General features: G+C 73.3%; 14 protein-coding genes and 1 pseudogene. 9 read left to right on the forward strand and 6 right to left on the reverse strand.

The window, feature by feature from the left end:
- The first annotated feature begins 31 nt into the window (after positions 1–31).
- The 4 genes from ACIP82_RS01705 (at position 32) to ACIP82_RS01720 (ending at position 3776) form a co-directional block, all read left to right on the forward strand.
- Positions 32–790: a methyltransferase domain-containing protein gene (locus ACIP82_RS01705; RefSeq protein ID WP_363608639.1), complete on the forward strand. Its 759-nt coding sequence runs from the start codon at positions 32–34 to the stop codon at positions 788–790.
- Between the two features lie 138 nt (positions 791–928).
- Entirely contained in the window at positions 929–1942 is a 1014-nt protein-coding gene (locus tag ACIP82_RS01710) for an aldo/keto reductase (RefSeq protein WP_400649733.1), read from the forward strand.
- A 124-nt stretch (positions 1943–2066) separates the two neighbouring features.
- The gene (locus tag ACIP82_RS01715) at positions 2067–2657 is read left to right on the forward strand and encodes a TetR family transcriptional regulator (protein WP_363608643.1); all 591 of its coding nucleotides are present in this window, start codon (positions 2067–2069) and stop codon (positions 2655–2657) included.
- A 201-nt stretch (positions 2658–2858) separates the two neighbouring features.
- Positions 2859–3776 (forward strand): ADP-ribosylglycohydrolase family protein, encoded by a 918-nt coding sequence (locus tag ACIP82_RS01720; protein ID WP_400649736.1) that lies wholly within the window; start codon positions 2859–2861, stop codon positions 3774–3776.
- A gap of 62 nt (positions 3777–3838) precedes the next feature.
- On the opposite strand, the gene ACIP82_RS01725 is transcribed toward ACIP82_RS01720, so the two are convergent.
- On the reverse strand, positions 3839–4105 hold the full coding sequence (locus ACIP82_RS01725; protein WP_363608645.1) for a GlsB/YeaQ/YmgE family stress response membrane protein: 267 nt from the start codon (positions 4103–4105) through the stop codon (positions 3839–3841).
- 137 nt (positions 4106–4242) lie between these two features.
- On the opposite strand from ACIP82_RS01725, the pseudogene ACIP82_RS01730 reads away from it, so the two are divergent.
- Positions 4243–4377 (forward strand): annotated as a pseudogene (locus ACIP82_RS01730) (glycosyltransferase); the annotation flags it as partial.
- 318 nt (positions 4378–4695) lie between these two features.
- Here the strand turns inward: ACIP82_RS01730 and ACIP82_RS01735 are convergent.
- Positions 4696–4848 carry a hypothetical protein gene (locus ACIP82_RS01735; RefSeq protein ID WP_363608689.1) on the reverse strand — a complete coding sequence of 51 codons (153 nt, stop codon included), beginning with the start codon at positions 4846–4848 and terminating at the stop codon, positions 4696–4698.
- A gap of 280 nt (positions 4849–5128) precedes the next feature.
- Here ACIP82_RS01735 and ACIP82_RS01740 point away from each other — a divergent pair, with 280 nt between their 5' ends.
- The 3 genes from ACIP82_RS01740 (at position 5129) to cas2e (ending at position 6664) form a co-directional block, all read left to right on the forward strand.
- The gene (locus ACIP82_RS01740) at positions 5129–5269 is read left to right on the forward strand and encodes a nucleotide disphospho-sugar-binding domain-containing protein (protein ID WP_400650310.1); all 141 of its coding nucleotides are present in this window, start codon (positions 5129–5131) and stop codon (positions 5267–5269) included.
- 190 nt (positions 5270–5459) lie between these two features.
- Positions 5460–6272 carry an HD domain-containing protein gene (locus ACIP82_RS01745; RefSeq protein WP_400650312.1) on the forward strand — a complete coding sequence of 271 codons (813 nt, stop codon included), beginning with the start codon at positions 5460–5462 and terminating at the stop codon, positions 6270–6272.
- Positions 6230–6664 (forward strand): type I-E CRISPR-associated endoribonuclease Cas2e, encoded by a 435-nt coding sequence (gene cas2e / locus ACIP82_RS01750; RefSeq protein WP_400649739.1) that lies wholly within the window; start codon positions 6230–6232, stop codon positions 6662–6664. The genes ACIP82_RS01745 and cas2e overlap by 43 nt, the downstream gene beginning before the upstream one ends.
- Positions 6665–6704: 40 nt before the next feature.
- On the opposite strand, the gene ACIP82_RS01755 is transcribed toward cas2e, so the two are convergent.
- The 4 genes from ACIP82_RS01755 to ACIP82_RS01770 all read right to left on the reverse strand — a co-directional run bounded on the left by ACIP82_RS01755 (position 6705) and on the right by ACIP82_RS01770 (position 11724).
- Positions 6705–8252, reverse strand: coding sequence for an NCS1 family nucleobase:cation symporter-1 (locus ACIP82_RS01755; protein ID WP_400649742.1), 1548 nt, complete (start codon positions 8250–8252; stop codon positions 6705–6707).
- Positions 8249–9325 carry a TIGR03842 family LLM class F420-dependent oxidoreductase gene (locus ACIP82_RS01760; protein ID WP_400649745.1) on the reverse strand — a complete coding sequence of 359 codons (1077 nt, stop codon included), beginning with the start codon at positions 9323–9325 and terminating at the stop codon, positions 8249–8251. The genes ACIP82_RS01755 and ACIP82_RS01760 overlap by 4 nt, the downstream gene beginning before the upstream one ends.
- A gap of 126 nt (positions 9326–9451) precedes the next feature.
- On the reverse strand, positions 9452–10867 hold the full coding sequence (gene hydA, locus ACIP82_RS01765; protein WP_400649748.1) for a dihydropyrimidinase: 1416 nt from the start codon (positions 10865–10867) through the stop codon (positions 9452–9454).
- 14 nt (positions 10868–10881) lie between these two features.
- On the reverse strand, positions 10882–11724 hold the full coding sequence (locus tag ACIP82_RS01770) for a nitrilase-related carbon-nitrogen hydrolase (protein ID WP_363608653.1): 843 nt from the start codon (positions 11722–11724) through the stop codon (positions 10882–10884).
- Between the two features lie 473 nt (positions 11725–12197).
- On the opposite strand from ACIP82_RS01770, the gene ACIP82_RS01775 reads away from it, so the two are divergent.
- Positions 12198–15545: a hypothetical protein gene (locus ACIP82_RS01775; RefSeq protein WP_400649752.1), complete on the forward strand. Its 3348-nt coding sequence runs from the start codon at positions 12198–12200 to the stop codon at positions 15543–15545.
- The last annotated feature ends 29 nt before the right edge of the window (positions 15546–15574 follow it).

Consider the following 15574-nt stretch of genomic DNA (forward strand, 5'->3'; position numbering starts at 1 on the left):
CGTGGGGCCAGGCGCTTCTAGCTTCGATGGTATGACGACAGATCAGCCCCGCCCCGCCCCGTACGCCCGCTCTTCGTTCGCCGCCCCGGGTCGGACCGGCGGCGACCTTCTGCTCTTCCTCCGCGAGGCGCTGCGCACGTTCCACAGCACGGGCGCGCTGGCGCCGAGCGGGGCGGACCTGGTGAACGCCCTGGTGGTCCCGGTGACCAGCCGCCCCGATCGGCCGCTCTCGGTGCTGGAGGTCGGCGCCGGGACGGGGGTCGTGACCCGGCGGCTGGCCGAAGTGCTGCGCCCGGGCGACCGGCTGCACGTCGTCGAGGCGAACCCCCGCTTCGCCGAGCGGCTGCGGGAGGATCCGGAGCTGGTCCGGCGGGGGCCGGGGATCGACCTGCGGCTGTCCGCCTGCCGGGTGGAGGAACTGCCGGAGTGCCGGCCGCCGGCGCCGGACGGGGGCGGGCCCGCGGGTGAGCGGTACGACGTGATCGTCTCGGGGCTGCCGTTCACCAACTTCGAGCCGGCGCAGGTGCGGCACGTGCTGGACCTCTATCTGCGGCTGCTGGTGCCCGGCGGCGAGCTGACGTACTTCGGGTATCTGGGTACCACTACGGCCCGGACGCTGACCTCCGGGCCTCGGCGCGGGGCGCGGCACCGGGCGGTGGTGCGGCTGCTGCGGCGGTTCGAGGAGGTGTACGGACTGGGGAACCGGACGGCCTGGCGCAACCTGCCGCCGGCCCGGGCCCATCTGCTGCGGGCGCCGGGCGGCGAGCGGCGGATGTCAGACGACAGGTGACGGGCGGCGGGTCACTGGCGGCGGGTAACAGATGACAGAAAACGGATAACAGATATTGAAATCTGTTACCTGTCGTGCCACAGTTGAACCCAGCCCGCCATCCCCGCCCTACGCGCCACCGACCCGCAGGAGCACCCGATGTCCGCCACTTCCCGAATCCCCCGGCGCACCCTCGGCACCACCGGCCCCAGCACGTCCGCCATCGGCTTGGGCTGCATGGGCATGTCAGGCCTCTACGGCCCGGCCGACGAGAGCGAAAGCGTCGCCACCATCCACGCCGCACTCGACGCGGGCGTCACCCTGCTCGACACGGGTGACTTCTACGGCATGGGCCACAACGAGCTGCTGATCCACGACGCGCTGCGCGGCCGCGACCGTGAGGGCGTCCAGATCAGCGTGAAGTTCGGCGCCCAGCGCGGCCCCGACGGCCAGTGGCTCGGCTACGACGCCAGCCCGGCCGCCGCCAAGACCGCCCTCGCCTACACCCTGCGCCGCCTGCGCACCGACTACGTCGACGTCTACCGCCCGGCCCGACTGGACCCGAACGTTCCCGTCGAGGAAACCGTCGGCGCGATCGCCGACCTGGTGAAGGCCGGCTACGTCCGCCACATCGGGCTCTCCGAGGTCGGCGCCGACACCCTGCGCCGCGCCGCCGCCGTCCACCCGATCAGCGATCTGCAGATCGAGTACTCGCTGCTCTCGCGCACCATCGAGGCCGAGATCCTGCCCGCCGCCCGCGAGTTGGGCATCGGCGTCACCGCGTACGGTGTGCTCTCGCGCGGCCTGCTCAGCGGCCACTGGAACAACGACCGCGTCCTGGCCGGCACCGACTTCCGCGGCCACAGCCCGCGCTTCCAGGGCGACAACCTCGCCCACAACCTCGCGCTGGTCGAGGCCCTGCGGGCGGTCGCCACCGAGAAGGGCGCCGGCGTGGCACAGGTCGCGATCGCGTGGGTCGCCTCGCGCGGCGAGGACATCGTCCCGCTGGTCGGCGCCCGCAGCCGCGACCGCCTCACCGAGGCACTCGGCGCACTGGACATCACCCTCACCGCCGCCGACCTCGCCGCCATCGAGGCCGCGGTGCCCGCCGGATCCGCCGCCGGGGACAGGTACGCTGCCGCTCAGATGGCCCATCTCGACAGCGAGCGCTGACCGGCGTCCCCGCCGCTACCGGTTCGCCGCCGAGCCCGGGCCGTCCGACCGCCTTTGCCCGCCAGCCAGCAGCACCGTCCGCCGCCCCGATGGCGGACGCACCACCCGTAAGGACGTACCTCCCGTGACCACGGACAGCGCACTCACCCCCGAGCAGATCCTGAGCGCGACGGAGGACGTCCTCAGGCGGTTCGGCTCGGCCAAGGCCACCGTCTCGGACGTCGCCCGTGCCCTCGGCGTCAGCCACAGCAGCGTCTACCGCCATTTCCCGAGCAAGGCGGCGCTGCGAGAGGCTGTCACCCAGCGCTGGCTCGACCAGGCGCACAACAACCTCTCGTCCATCGCCATCGAGCCCGGCCCTGCCGCCGAGCGCCTGCACCGCTGGCTGGCAACGCTGTTCGCCACCAAGCGGAAGAAGGCGGTCGACGACCCGGAGCTGTTCGCCACCTACATGAAGCGGTCCGCCGAGACCAGCGACACCGTCGAGGCCCACATCGAGACCCTGGTCGGCCAGATCGCCCAGATCGTCCAGGACGGCATCGAGACCAAGGAGTTCAGGCTCACCCACGTCGGGTCGGTCTCGCGGGCCGTCTTCGATGCGACCGCGCACTTCCACGACCCCGCGTACGCCGCCGAGTGGTCCGACCCGAAGGCCCAGGAGCGCTTCGAGGCCCTCTGGGCCCTGCTCCTCGCCGGCCTCCTCGCCAAGCGCTGACCGTATGGGCCCCCGTCACGACGGGGGCCCATACCCGACCGCGGGCGCACAACCGCCCTCCCGTCACTCCCGCACGCGATTCGACCTCCTCGACGGCACGCGCGAGGCGTCCCCGTCGGCCCCGGCCAGGAAATTCGCTCGCCCGTCCGCGCCGCGGCCCGGCAGACTGCGGCACTCGGTCGATCTCACCTGGAGGATGACATGCGTGCCACCGGCCCCGCCCTGGACAGTCTGCAGGGGCTCGCGCTCGGCGATGCCTTCGGTGACCGCTGGTTCTCCGTGCCCGTCAGCGAGGCGCCCGCCGCACTGGCCGCCCGGCTGACCCGCCCGGGCCCCTGGCACTGGACGGACGACACCGCGATGGCACTCGTCGTGCTCCGCCACCTGATCGCGTACGGCGAGATCCAGCAGGACGCTCTGGCAGGGGAGTTCGCCGAGGAGTACGTCACCGCTTACAACCGCAAGTACGGCCCGTCGATGCACCGTGTGCTGCGCGAGATCGACCTCGGCGGCGACTGGCGGGCCGTGACCTCCCGGCAGTTCGATGGCCAGGGGTCTTACGGGAACGGCGCGGCGATGCGGGTCGCCCCGCTCGGCGCCTGGTTCGCCGACGACCTCGACGCCGTCGCGCACCAGGCCGAACTCCAGGCGCTCACCACACACTTCCACCCGGAGGCGGTGACCGGCGCGGTCGCCGTCGCGCTGGCGGCGGCGTTCGCCACCCGCAGCCGCGGCCAGGACCCGCCCGGCCGGGCCGAATTGCTGGTGGAGGTCGCCGGCCGACTGCCCGACAGCGACATCCGCTCCGGCCTGCGGATCGCCGCCCGCCTCCCCGAGCACAGCTCCGTCCGGCACGCGGCGAACGTCCTCGGCTCGGGCTTCCGCATCTCCGCCCCGGACACCGTGCCGTTCGCCCTCTGGTCCGCCGCAGGGCAGTTGGACTCACTGCCCGACGCCATCTGGCGGACGCTGGAGGGCTGGGGCGACATGGACACCACCTCCGCCATCGCCGCCGGGGTGGTCGCCGCCCGCACCGGACTCGCCGAGGTCCCCGCCGAGTGGCTGGCCACCCGCGAGGACCTGCCCGCGTGGGTCACCGAGGCCTCGCCGACAGCCTGAGCGGCGACCCGGGCGGCGGAGCCGGAAGCGGGAACAGGCCCCGCGGCCGGCCCCGTTCCCGGTCAGCGGCGGGAGTTGCCGAAGATGAGGCGGTAGGCGATCAGCAGTACCAGCGCGCCGCCGATCGCCGAGACCCAGGTGGCCAGGTCGAAGAACTGCGCGGTCACCGACCGGTGCAGGAACCGCGAGGAGATCCAGCCCCCGACGAAGGACCCGGCGATGCCGATCAAGGTGGTCACCACCAGGCCGCCCGGGTCCTTCCCCGGCAACAGCAACTTGGCCAGAGCCCCGGCCACCAGGCCCAGCACGATCCACGCGACGATGCCCATGTGTCCTCCCATCCTCCAGTACGGCGGCCCCAACCGGGCCGCCCTGCCTCGAAGGACGCCCCCGACCACCCCTCCGGTTCCACCCCCGGAGGCGTGGCACTCCGGGCCGCCCCACCCTTCCCCGCCATACTGCCGCCATGCACATCCTGATCGCCACCGCCGGTTCCCGGGGCGACGTGGCCCCCTTCACCGGGCTCGGCGCCCGCCTCCACGCGGCCGGCCATCAGGTGGCCGTCGCCACCCACACGGCCTTCGCCGACTCCGTACGGGCGGCCGGCCTGGAGTTCCGCCCCCTCCCGATCGACCCGCGCGCCGTCCTCGCCTCCGCCGGGGGCCGACGCCTCCTCCAGGCCGGCGCGGGCCCCCGCGCACTCATCCAACTCCTGCGCCCGAGCCGCTCGTTCATGCCAGCCCTCGGGGAGGGAATCGCCGAGGCCACCACCCAGGGCGCCGATCTCCTGCTCACCACCGGCACCACGGCCGCCCTCGGCCAGGTCGCCGCCGAGGCCGCCGGCATTCCCTGCATCGCCCTCCGCCTCCAGCCCCTCTCCCCCACCCGGGAGTTCGCACCATCCGTCACCGGTACCCGCTCACTCGGCCGCACCGGGAACCTGCTCGCCGGCCACGCCGTCCAGGCCGCCACCGACCGCCTCTTCGCTCCCGCCGTCCGCCATCTGCGCCGCCGGCTCGGCCTGCCCCGCCACGGCACCGCGCGCACCCAGCACACCCAGCCCGTCCTGCACGGCTTCTCATCCACCGTCATTCCCCGGCCCGCCGACTGGCACCCCGGCCTCGACGTCGCCGGCTACTGGTGGCCCCACCCCGACCCCACGTGGCAACCCCCGCCCCGCCTGGCCGACTTCCTCGCCGCCGGTCTTCGTCGGCTTCGGCAGCCTGGTCGTCCCCGATCCCGACCGCCTCACCGCCACCGTCCTGGCCGCCCTGCGTGCCGCCCGGGTCCGGGCCGTCGTCCAGTCCGGCTGGAGCGGCCTCACCGCACCCGACAGCGACGACGTCCTCACCATCGACGACACCCCGCACCACTGGCTCTTCCCCCGCACGGCCGCCGTCATCCACCACGCCGGCGCCGGCACCACCGCCGCCGCCCTCCGCGCCGGTACCCCCACCATCCCCATCCCCGCCCAACTCGACGCCCCCTTCTGATCCGACCGCCTCACCCGCCTCGGCGTCACCCCCGGCCCCGTCCCCCTGAAGACCCTCACCCCCGCCCGCCTCGCCGCCGCCATCCGCCGGACCCTCGACACCCCGCAGTACCACCAGCACGCCCAGGTCATCGCCACCACCCTGGCCAAGGAGGACGGCACCAGCCCTCTGGCGCTCGGTTCAGTTCGAACTGCTCGACGTATGGACGGCGGAGTGCGGAATGGACGGCGCCCTGGCCGTTCTCCGTACGGTCAGGCTGCCGCAGCCGGCCCAGGTACTGCTGACCGGCCTCGTCATCATGGCCGACTGGATCGCCAGCAATCCCGAGCTGTTCCCCTACTTCCCCGAGGAGCGTCCACGTTCCGAGGCGGAGCGGGTCACCGCCGCCTGGCGTGGGCTCCAGCTGCCACCCCTTTGGGAACCCTCCGAACCGCAGGGCACCGCCGCCGGGTTGCTGCTGTCCCGGTTCGACCTCCCACCCACCGCAAGGCCCCGGCCGGTCCAGGAGCAGGCGGTCGCGCTCACCCGCGAACTGCCTTCCCCAGGGCTGATGGTGATCGAGGCCCCGATGGGTGAGGGGAAGACCGAGGCGGCCCTGGCCGTCGCCGAGATCTTCGCCGCCCGATGTGGGGCGGGCGGGTGTTTCGTGGCGCTGCCGACCCGGGCCACCAGCAACGTGATGTTCTCCAGGCTGACCACCTGGCTCGACCACCTCCCCGGGAACGGCGAGCGGGCGGTGTTCCTGGCCCACGCCAAGGCCTCGCTCCACGACGAGTACGCCAGGCTCATGCGGGCCGGACGGCGACAGATCGAGGCGGTGGACGTCGACGGACCCCACCACAGCCGCGAGGGCAGCCACGAGGACGGCAACGGGGACGGCGACAAGGACGGCCGCGCCCGGCAGCGACCGGGCGGAGGCCGACACCCGCAGAGCCGGAACGCCGGGCTGATCGCCCACCAGTGGCTGCCGCCGACTGCCCGGTCGGCCTGCGCGGTCTGCTGACCAGGTGGCTGCTGGAGATCTCTCCCGGCGTCTTCATCGGCAATCCGTCGGCCCGGATCCGCGAGGTGCTCTGGGACGAGGTCAGGAAGTACACCGGCAAGGGCCGTACGCTGCTGGCGTACACCACCGACAACGAGCAGGGGTACGCCTTCGCGACGCACGACCACAAGTGGCACCCCGCCGATCACGAGGGCCTGACGCTGATCCATCGCCCGGCCGACCGCACCCCGGTCCGGACGCCCGGCCGGACAGCACCCGACCAGGCGGCACCCGGCCAGGCGGCACCTGGTCAGGCAGCATCCAGCCGGACAACCCCTGGCCAGGCCCCCGACGAGCAGTCCGCGAGAGGCTGGAGCAAGGCCTCCAAGCGCCGCCGCTTCGGCTCGCGGTAGCCGGCCGCCGGCCCGGCCCCCACAAGGCCCTCCGACAGGGTCATCGAAGCCGGCGCCGGGCGCCGAGGCTGAGCCCGCTGTACAGCAGCAGCGAGGCCGCGAAGCCGATCGCCCAGCCGTAGTCGGCGAGCGGCTTCAGCTGCGGCACCAGGCCGTCCACCGGGAACGGGCCGCCGTAGGCGCCGCCGACGGCGAGCAGTCCGCCGACCAGGAAGGCGGTGACGGCCCGCCAGTTCCAGCCGCCGGTGTACCAGTACGCGCCGTGCGGGCGGTAGAGGTCGGCGAGGCGGAGCCGGGTGCGCCGCAGGAGCCAGTAGTCGGCGATGAGGACGCCGGCGACGGTGCCGAGCAGGCCGCCGACGAAGCCGAGCCAGCTGAAGATGTAGACGTGCGGGTCGGAGATCAGCTTCCAGGGGAATATGGCGATCCCGATGACGCCCGTGATCAGCGCGCCGGTGCGGAAGTTGACCAGGCGGGGCAGCAGGTTGGCGAGGTCGTAGGCGGGTGAGACGACGTTGGCGGCGATGTTGACGGAGAGCGTGGCGACCAGGACGGTGAGCAGGGCGAACAGGATGCCGACCGGGTTCTCCATCTTGGCCGCGAGTTCGATCGGGTCCCAGACGGGCGCGCCGTAGACGGCCTGGGAGCCGGAGGTGACCAGGACGGACAGCAGCGCGAAGAGGGTCATGGTGGTGGGCAGACCGAGGGCCTGTCCGCAGATCTGGGCGCGCTGGCTGCCGCCGAAGCGGGTGAAGTCGGGGATGTTGAGCGAGAGGGTGGACCAGAACCCGATCATGCCCATGAGGGAGGGGAAGAAGACCTTCCAGAATTCGCCGCCCCAGCCGAGTTCGGACGGCCGGTCGAGCAGCGGTCCGAGGCCGCCGGCCTTGACGGTGATCCACGCCAGCAGGGCGAACGCGCCGACGAGGACGAAGGGCGCGGCCCAGTTCTCGAAGCGGCGCAGGGTGTCCATGCCGCGGGCGATGACGGCCATCTCGACCGCCCAGAAGATCAGGAAGGAGAGCCACTGCGTCCACGGGTAGCCGCCGAACTCCCCTGCGGTGCGCCAGGATTCGCCGAGGATTTTGCCGGCGAGCAGGAAGATGCCCTCGCCGCCGATCCAGGTCTGGATGCCGAACCAGGCGCAGGCGACGGCGGCCCGGACGAGGGCGGGCAGGTTGGCGCCGCGCAGTCCGAAGGAGGCCCGGGCGAAGACCGGGAAGGGGATGCCGTACTTGGTCCCGGCGTGGCCGGTGAGCAGCATCGGGACGAGCACGACGAGGTTGGCGAGGGAGATGGTGAGGACGGCCTGTTTCCAGTCCATGCCGAAGGCGATGAGGCCGGAGGCGAGGGTCCAGGAGGGGATGTTGTGGGCCATGCCGACCCAGAGGGCGAGGAAGTTGTAGGTGGTCCAGGTCCGCCGGGCGACGGGGACCGGCCGCAGGTCGTCGTTGGTGAAGGCGTTGTCGGGGAGCGGGACGGCCGGGTCGGGTTCGACCCGGCCGTCGGGGTGTTCGGTCTGGCCCGGGGATATGGCGGTGACGGATCCGCCGTCCCCGGGTTCTCCGGTCGCGGGGGTGGCGGTCATCCGCTCGTCTCCTGCCCGGGTCGCCCGCCGGACGGTCGCTCACCGGTCGGCCGTCCGCCGGCGAGGTGCGGGATGACGTCGGTGCCGTAGGCGTCGATGGTCGCCTCGACGGCATCGTGCATGGCGTAGACGGCGAACTGGTCGACGCCGAGGGCCCGGAGCTGTTCGAGGCGGGCCAGTTGGGCGTCCGGCGGGCCGATGAGGCAGAAGCGGTCGACGATCTCGTCGGGGACGAAGGCGGTGTCGGGGTTTCCGGCCCGGCCGTGGTGGCTGTAGTCGTAGCCCTGGCGGCCCTTGATGTAGTCGGTGAGGGCGTCGGGGACGAGGGCGGAGTGTTCGCCGTAGTGGGTGACGAGGTCGGCGACGTGGTTGCCGACCATCCCGCCGAACCAGCGGCACTGTTCGCGGGCGTGGGCGAGGGCGGCCGGGGAGTCGTCGGCGGTGACGTAGGCGGGGGCGGCGACGCAGATGGTGAGGGTGTCGGGGTCGCGGCCGGCCTCGGCGGCGGCGTTGCGGACGGCCTTGACCATGTACTCGGTGAGGTAGGGGTCGGCGAGCTGGAGGATGAAGCCGTCGGCCTGGCGGCCGGTCAGGGCGAGGGCCTTGGGTCCGTAGGCGCCCATCCAGACCGGGAGGGCGGCGCCTTCGCGGACCCAGGGCAGGTTCATCTCGGTGCCGTCGACCTCGACGGTGCGGCCTTCGGCGAGTTCCTTGATGGCGTGCATGGCCTCGGAGAGCCGGGCGAGGGTGGCGGGGTGGCGGCCGGCGACGCGCATCGCGGAGTCGCCGCGGCCGATGCCGCAGACGGTGCGGTTGCCGTACATGTCGTTGAGGGTGGCGAAGAGGGAGGCGGTGACCTCCCAGGTGCGGGTGGAGGGGTTGGTGACCATCGGTCCGACGGTCAGCCGCCGGGTCTCGGCGAGGATCCGGCTGTAGATGACGAAGGGCTCCTGCCAGAGCACGCAGGAGTCGAAGGTCCAGCCGTGGCTGAAGCCGGCCTGTTCGGCGCGGATCATGCGGTCGATGAGCAGGCGGGCGGGCGGGTCGGTCTGCAGGACGAGGCCGATGTCCATGGGTGCTCCTGAAAACGGGTGTGGCCGCCCGGGGCCGGGCCACGGCCCCGGGCGGTGGTGAGGGGAGACGGACGGATCCGAAGAGTCCGGTCGGATCAGGTCGGATACAGCTCAGGTACTGGCGGCTCAGGTCAGGTACTGGCAGGTGTCGCGGCGCAGGAAGGTGCCGTGGCCGGTGCGGCCGAGCCAGTCGCCGTCGTCGAGGACGACGGTGCCGCGGGAGAGCACCGTGCGGGCACGGCCGGTGAGGCGGCGGCCCTCGTAGGCGGAGTAGTCGACGTTCATGTGGTGGGTGGCGGCGGAGACGGTCTGGACGGCGGTGGGGTCGTAGACGACCAGGTCGGCGTCGGCGCCGGGGGCGATGGTGCCCTTGCGCGGGTGCAGGCCGAACATCCGGGCGGGGGTGGTGCAGGCGATCTCGACCCAGCGGCGGCGGGTGAGGTGCCCGTCGACGACGGCCTGGTGGAGGAGGTCCATGCGGTTCTCCACGCCGGGCAGGCCGTTGGGGATCCTGGAGAAGTCGCCGCGGCCGAGCTCCTTCTGGCCCACGTAGCAGAACGGGCAGTGGTCGGTGGAGACCACCTGGAGGTCGTTGGTGCGCAGGCCGCGCCAGAGCGCTTCCTGGTGCTCGCGCGGGCGCAGCGGCGTGCTGCACACGTACTTGGCGCCCTCGAAGCCGTCGGTGCCGGTCTCGGCGAGGTTGTCGGTGGAGAGGAAGAGGTACTGGGGGCAGGTCTCGCCGAAGACGTTGAGGCCGGTGTCGCGGGCCTGGGCGATTTCGTGGAGTGCCGAGGCGGCGGAGACGTGGACGACGTAGAGGGGGCTGCCGGCGACCTGGGCGAGCTTGATGGCCCGGTGGGTGGCCTCGGCTTCGAGGAGTTCGTGGCGGACCTCCCCGTGGTGGCGGGGGCCGGTTCTCCCGGCGGCGACGGCCTGTTCGACGAGGACGTCGATGGCGATGCCGTTCTCGGCGTGCATCATGATCAGTCCGCCGTTGGCGGCGCCGCGCTGCATGGCGCGCAGGATGCGGCCGTCGTCGCTGTAGAAGACGCCGGGGTAGGCCATGAAGAGTTTGAAGGAGGTGGACTCGCCGGAGCCGACGAGGGCGTCCATCTCCTTGAGGACGCCCTCGTTGACGTCGGAGACGATGGTGTGGAAGGCGTAGTCGATGGCGCAGTTGCCGTCGGCCTTGGCGTGCCAGGTGTCGAGGCCTTCGCGCAGGGAGCCGCCGACGGGCTGGACGGCGAAGTCGACGATGGTGGTGGTGCCGCCCCAGGCGGCGGCGCGGGTGCCGGTCTCGAAGGTGTCGGAGGCGGCGGTGCCGCCGAAGGGGAGTTCCATGTGGGTGTGGGCGTCGACACCGCCGGGGATGACGTAGTGGCCGGTGGCGTCGATGACGGTGTCGGCGGTCCAGGCCTGGGCGGTGTCGCTGCCGGTGGTGGCGAGGGCGGCGATGCGTTCGCCCTCGATCAGGACGTCGGCGTGGAGTTCGTCGGTGGCGGTGATGACGAGGCCGCCGCGGATGACGGTGCGGGTGGTCATGGCCGGTGTCCTCCTCACGCCTCGGTGAGCGGTCCGTAGGCCTCGGGTCGGCGGTCGCGGTAGAACGCCCACTGCCGGCGGACCTCGCCGATCAGGTCGAGGTCGAGGTCGCGGACGACGAGTTCCTCCTCCTTGTCGGAGGCGACGTCACCGACGAACTGGCCGCGCGGGTCGACGAAGTAGGAGGTGCCGTAGAAGTCGTTGTCGCCGTACTCCTCGGTGCCGACGCGGTTGATGGCGGCGACGAAGTACTCGTTGGCGACGGCGGCGGCGGGCTGTTCGAGCTGCCAGAGGTAGGCGGAGAGGCCGCGGCTGGTGGCGGAGGGGTTGTAGACGATCTGGGCGCCGGCCAGGCCGAGGGCGCGCCAGCCCTCGGGGAAGTGGCGGTCGTAGCAGATGTAGACGCCGACCCTGCCGACGGCGGTGTCGAAGACGGGCCAGCCGAGGTTGCCGGGCTTGAAGTAGTACTTCTCCCAGAATCCCTTGACCTGGGGGATGTGGTGCTTGCGGTACTTGCCGAGGTAGCTGCCGTCGGCGTCGATCACGGCGGCGGTGTTGTAGTAGACGCCGGGCTGCTCCTCCTCGTAGACCGGGACGACGACGACCAGCCCGAGTTCGCGGGCGAGGGCCTGCATCCGGACGACGGTGGGACCGTCGGGGACGGGCTCGGCCCAGCGGTAGTGCTCGGGTTCCTGGACCTGACAGAAGTACGGGGCGTTGAAGACTTCCTGAAATCCGATGATCTTTGCGCCTTGGGCGGCGGCCTCGCGGGCGTACCGCTCGTGGAGGGCGATCATCGTCTCCTGATCACCGGTCCACCGGGTCTGGACGAGGGCGGCGCGGACGATCTGCGACATGGGTACCTCCGCAACTTCGCGGCCCGACTGCGGGGTTGGGCCTGCGGTCTGAGGGTTGACGGGGCGGATCTGCCTGTGGGTCCACGGTCGTTCCCCCCGCCGCCGTCCCGGTCCTAGCAATGGACGACCACAGGGGCCCACACGGTGTCTACGTGCGTAGAACGTGGTGCGTAGACCGTAGGCCCGGCCTCGGTGGCCTGACAATACGTCGGACGGAACGCGGCCGGGGTGATCCTGTTGCGCGGACACGCGGGCACCCCTGGATGGGATGAAACGCTCATCTACCCCGCAGCCAACTTCCTTACTCATTCGGGTGAATCCAGGCGCGCGGTGTGCGGGGTCTCGCGCGTCGGGGTAAGACGCGCCATGATGCTGCTCCGATCCGTCACCGAGCGGCGGCGGACAGTGACTTCGGCCGTCCGTCCGACCGGCCTGACGGCTCGGTCCCGACTCTGTTCACGGGGGAGGTGGAGATGACGGCCGCACCCGACACGCCCGGTTCCCGGGTGGCCGCGCCCGCTCGGCCGGAGCACACCCTCGGCCGGCTGCCGTCCTGGATCGGCCGGGCCGAGGAGGCCGACCGGCCGACGCCGATCCCGGCCTGGGCCGGTCTGCTTCTCGGTCTCGGCACGCTGCTGCCACTCGCGCTGGGCTGCCTGCTGTTCGGCCGCTGGGCGCCCGCCGTGCAGGACGTGCGCCTGCAGCTGGCCGGCTCCCGGGCGGCCGCCGAGGCCGTGGTCACCGGGCGGATCGGGGAGTACCGCGCCGCACTGCGGGCCGACTACTGGCTCCTCGGCGGCTACTCCCTGACCCTGGCCGCCGTCGGCCTGCTCGGCGCGTACGTCCTCGGCCGGCCGCGCCAGCGGCTGGTCGCGCTCGCCGCCGGCGGCGCCGGGCTGCTCGCGGGCGCCTGCGACCTCGCCGAGGACGTGCTGCTCGCCGCCGGGCTGGGGCGGCTGGGCCCCGGCCGGGCCGGCTCCGACGCGCCGTTCACCGCCGCGACGGCCCTCTCCACCGTCAAATGGCTGCTGCTGCTCCCCGCGGGGGCGATCGCCCTGACCATCATCGCCGTCACCCTCTCCCGCGCCCTGCGCGCCACCCTGTCGGGCCTCCGGCGGCGCCCGCGCCCGAAGGGCGGCGGCGTTCCACCCGAACGGGGCGACGACACCGACCGGGCCACCGGCCCCCGACCGGACGGCGACAGCCGGCCGGACGGCGACACCGAACCCCACGGCGACACCGCCGGCCCCGAGCTGATCCCGCCCTGGCCGGTCGCCACCGCCCATGACGGCCGCTGGCCGTCCGGCCCCCGCGCGCACGGACCGCTGGACCACCAGGCCCGCTGGCGCAACGGCACCCAGGTGCCGCCGGGGCGGGAGCACGCCCGGCTCGGCTTCTGCGTCTCCGGCGGCGGCATCCGCTCGGCCTGCGTCACCCTCGGCGCGCTCCAGGCCCTGCGGCCCTGGCTGAAGCAGGCCCGCTACCTGGTCTCCGTCTCCGGCGGCGGCTACACCGTCGGCGCGCTGCAACTGGCGCTCAGCGACTCCGCCCCCGGCTGCCCGGTGCACGCCGTCTCCGGTCTGACGGCGGACAACGTGCTGGAGCCCGGCTCCCCGGAGGAGGACCACCTCCGCCGCCACGGCCGGTACCTCGCCGACGGCGCCGGCCAGTGGCTGGTCGCCCTCGGTACGCTGCTGCGCGGCCTGGTCGCGGCGCTCACCCTGCTGCTGGCGGCCGTCCTGGTGCTCGGCCTCGGGCTCAGCCGCTTCTACCAGTTGGTCCCGCTGACCGACCTGGACGGCCTGGCCGCCGTCGGCCTGCGGACCGGCGGCGCCCACCCCGGCGCCCTCGGCGTCCGCCCGGCCGCCCTGTACGCGCTCCTCGGGCTGCTCGTGGCCGCCGCCGTCTGCTGGCTGCTCTGGCTGCTGGCCTTCTCGCTGCTCGGCTGGAACACCCTGCTGCCACGCGTGCTGCGCCGGACTTCCTACGCCGCGCTGGCCCTGGCCGCGCTGCTGGTCCTCGGCGTGCTGGCGGTGCCGGGGCTCGCCTGGGGCGCGGTCCGGCTGCAGGACGAGCTGGCGATCGGCGCGCGGCAGACCGGCGCGGGCCTCAGCCTCACCGTCCTGCTCAGCTATCTGGCGCTGCTGCTCGGCATACTGTGGCGCGGGCGCCGGGCGATCGAGCACGGCGCGGCCGCGATCGGCGGCCTGCTGCACGGGGCCCGCCGGCTCGGCGGCGGGCTCACCGGTGGAATCGCCCAGTACCTGGTGGTCTGGGCGGCCCTGGCCGCGCTCTCGACGGGCGCGCTGCTCGCCCTCGGCTGGGCGGTCGCCACCGGCCACGCCTGGCCCGCCGCCGCCCAGGTGCTGCTGCCCCTCGTCCTCGCCACCGTCGGGCTCAACCTCGACCAGACCTGGATGAGCCTGCACCCGTTCTACCGGCGCCGGCTCGCCTCCGCCTTCGCCGTGCGCCGATCCACCGAGGGCGGCGAGGTGCTGGCCCGGCCGTACCACTTCTTCCGGGAGCAGACCCGGCTCACCCACTACGGGGCCCGGCACCCCGACTTCCCCCAGGTGATCTTCGCGGCGGCGGCCAACCTGTCCGGCAGCTCCCGCACCCCGCCCGGGCGCCGGGCGGTCTCGTTCACCTTCTCGCACGACTACGTGGGCGGCCCGGACGTCGGCTACGCGCGGACCGACCTGCTGGAGCGGCGCACCCGGCGGCACATCGCCCGGGACCTCACCGTGCAGTCCGCGATGGCCGTCTCCGGCGCCGCGTTCTCCTCCGCGATGGGCCGTCAGTCCCGGGTGTACCAGGGGCTGTTCGCCGTCACCAACGCCCGGCTCGGCACCTGGCTGCCCAACCCCGCCGCGCTCGGTCCGCTCTGGACGGCCGCCCCGGACTGGCGCCGCGCGCCACAGCCCGCCGTCCGCCGGCTGCAGTACCAGCTGCGCGAGCTGTCCGGACGCTTCCCGATGGACGACCGCTTCCTGCTCACCACCGACGGCGGCCACTACGAGAACCTCGGTCTGGTCGAGCTGCTGCGACACGGCGTCCGCACCGCGGTCTGCGTCGACGCCAGCGGGGACACCGCCTACGCCGCCACCCTGGCGGCGGCGATCACCCTCGCCCGCGAGGAGCTGGGCATCGTCATCACCCTGCACGAGCCGGAGCTGCTGATCCCCGGCAGCGCCGCCCGGCTCCCGTCCCCCTCCGGCACCCGCCGGGGGGACCGGGCGGACGGCAGCCCCGACCCCGACGACCCGAACCGCCCGGCCGACCCGTCCGGCACACAGGGCGCGGACCGGCAGCCGCCGTTGCGCGGCCTCGCGGCGCAGCTGGCCGACCGGCTCTCCGCCCGGGCGGTCGTGACCGGGGACATCCGCTATCCGGCACCGCTCGACTTCGGGGACGGCGGCGGTGGATCCCACGGCACGCTGATCGTCGCCCAGGCGGTGCTCACCCCAGGCATGCCGTACGAGCTGCACTCCTACGCGGTGGCCAACCCGGCCTTCCCGAACGACAGCACCAGCGACCAGTGGTTCGACCACCGGCAGTTCGACGCGTACCAGACGCTCGGCCGCTACCTGGGTGAGCAGGCCGTGCCTGCGGTCAAGGCGGCGCTGGCCGGGCACAAGCCGGCTCCGGTGCCCGCCCAGCCGTCCCCCCAGTCGTCCGCCCAGGCCTCCACCCACGCCTCCAGCCAGGTCTCCGCCCGGCCTTCTCCCCCGCCCTCCGCCCCGTCGGGGGGCCCGCCCGCCGGGGCCCCCCCCGCGGGGGCCCCCGGCCCCCCCCCCCCCCCGGGCGCCCCGCCCGCATGAACGTCCGCGCAAGAATCGCGCCGGGACCG

This window comes from Kitasatospora sp. NPDC088548 (genome assembly GCF_044753005.1).
Lineage (GTDB): Bacteria > Actinomycetota > Actinomycetes > Streptomycetales > Streptomycetaceae > Kitasatospora.

What these genes read in the sequence shown, in the direction of transcription:
- ACIP82_RS01725 (WP_363608645.1), bottom strand. Translation starts at nt 4,105, where the DNA reads ATGGGCATCGTCGCGTGGATCGTGCTGGGCCTGGTGGCCGGGGCTCTG.
- ACIP82_RS01720 (WP_400649736.1), top strand. Translation starts at nt 2,859, where the DNA reads ATGCGTGCCACCGGCCCCGCCCTGGACAGTCTGCAGGGGCTCGCGCTC.
- ACIP82_RS01760 (WP_400649745.1), bottom strand. Translation starts at nt 9,325, where the DNA reads ATGGACATCGGCCTCGTCCTGCAGACCGACCCGCCCGCCCGCCTGCTC.
- ACIP82_RS01705 (WP_363608639.1), top strand. Translation starts at nt 32, where the DNA reads ATGACGACAGATCAGCCCCGCCCCGCCCCGTACGCCCGCTCTTCGTTC.
- ACIP82_RS01775 (WP_400649752.1), top strand. Translation starts at nt 12,198, where the DNA reads ATGACGGCCGCACCCGACACGCCCGGTTCCCGGGTGGCCGCGCCCGCT.
- ACIP82_RS01710 (WP_400649733.1), top strand. Translation starts at nt 929, where the DNA reads ATGTCCGCCACTTCCCGAATCCCCCGGCGCACCCTCGGCACCACCGGC.
- hydA (WP_400649748.1), bottom strand. Translation starts at nt 10,867, where the DNA reads ATGACCACCCGCACCGTCATCCGCGGCGGCCTCGTCATCACCGCCACC.
- ACIP82_RS01770 (WP_363608653.1), bottom strand. Translation starts at nt 11,724, where the DNA reads ATGTCGCAGATCGTCCGCGCCGCCCTCGTCCAGACCCGGTGGACCGGT.
- ACIP82_RS01755 (WP_400649742.1), bottom strand. Translation starts at nt 8,252, where the DNA reads ATGACCGCCACCCCCGCGACCGGAGAACCCGGGGACGGCGGATCCGTC.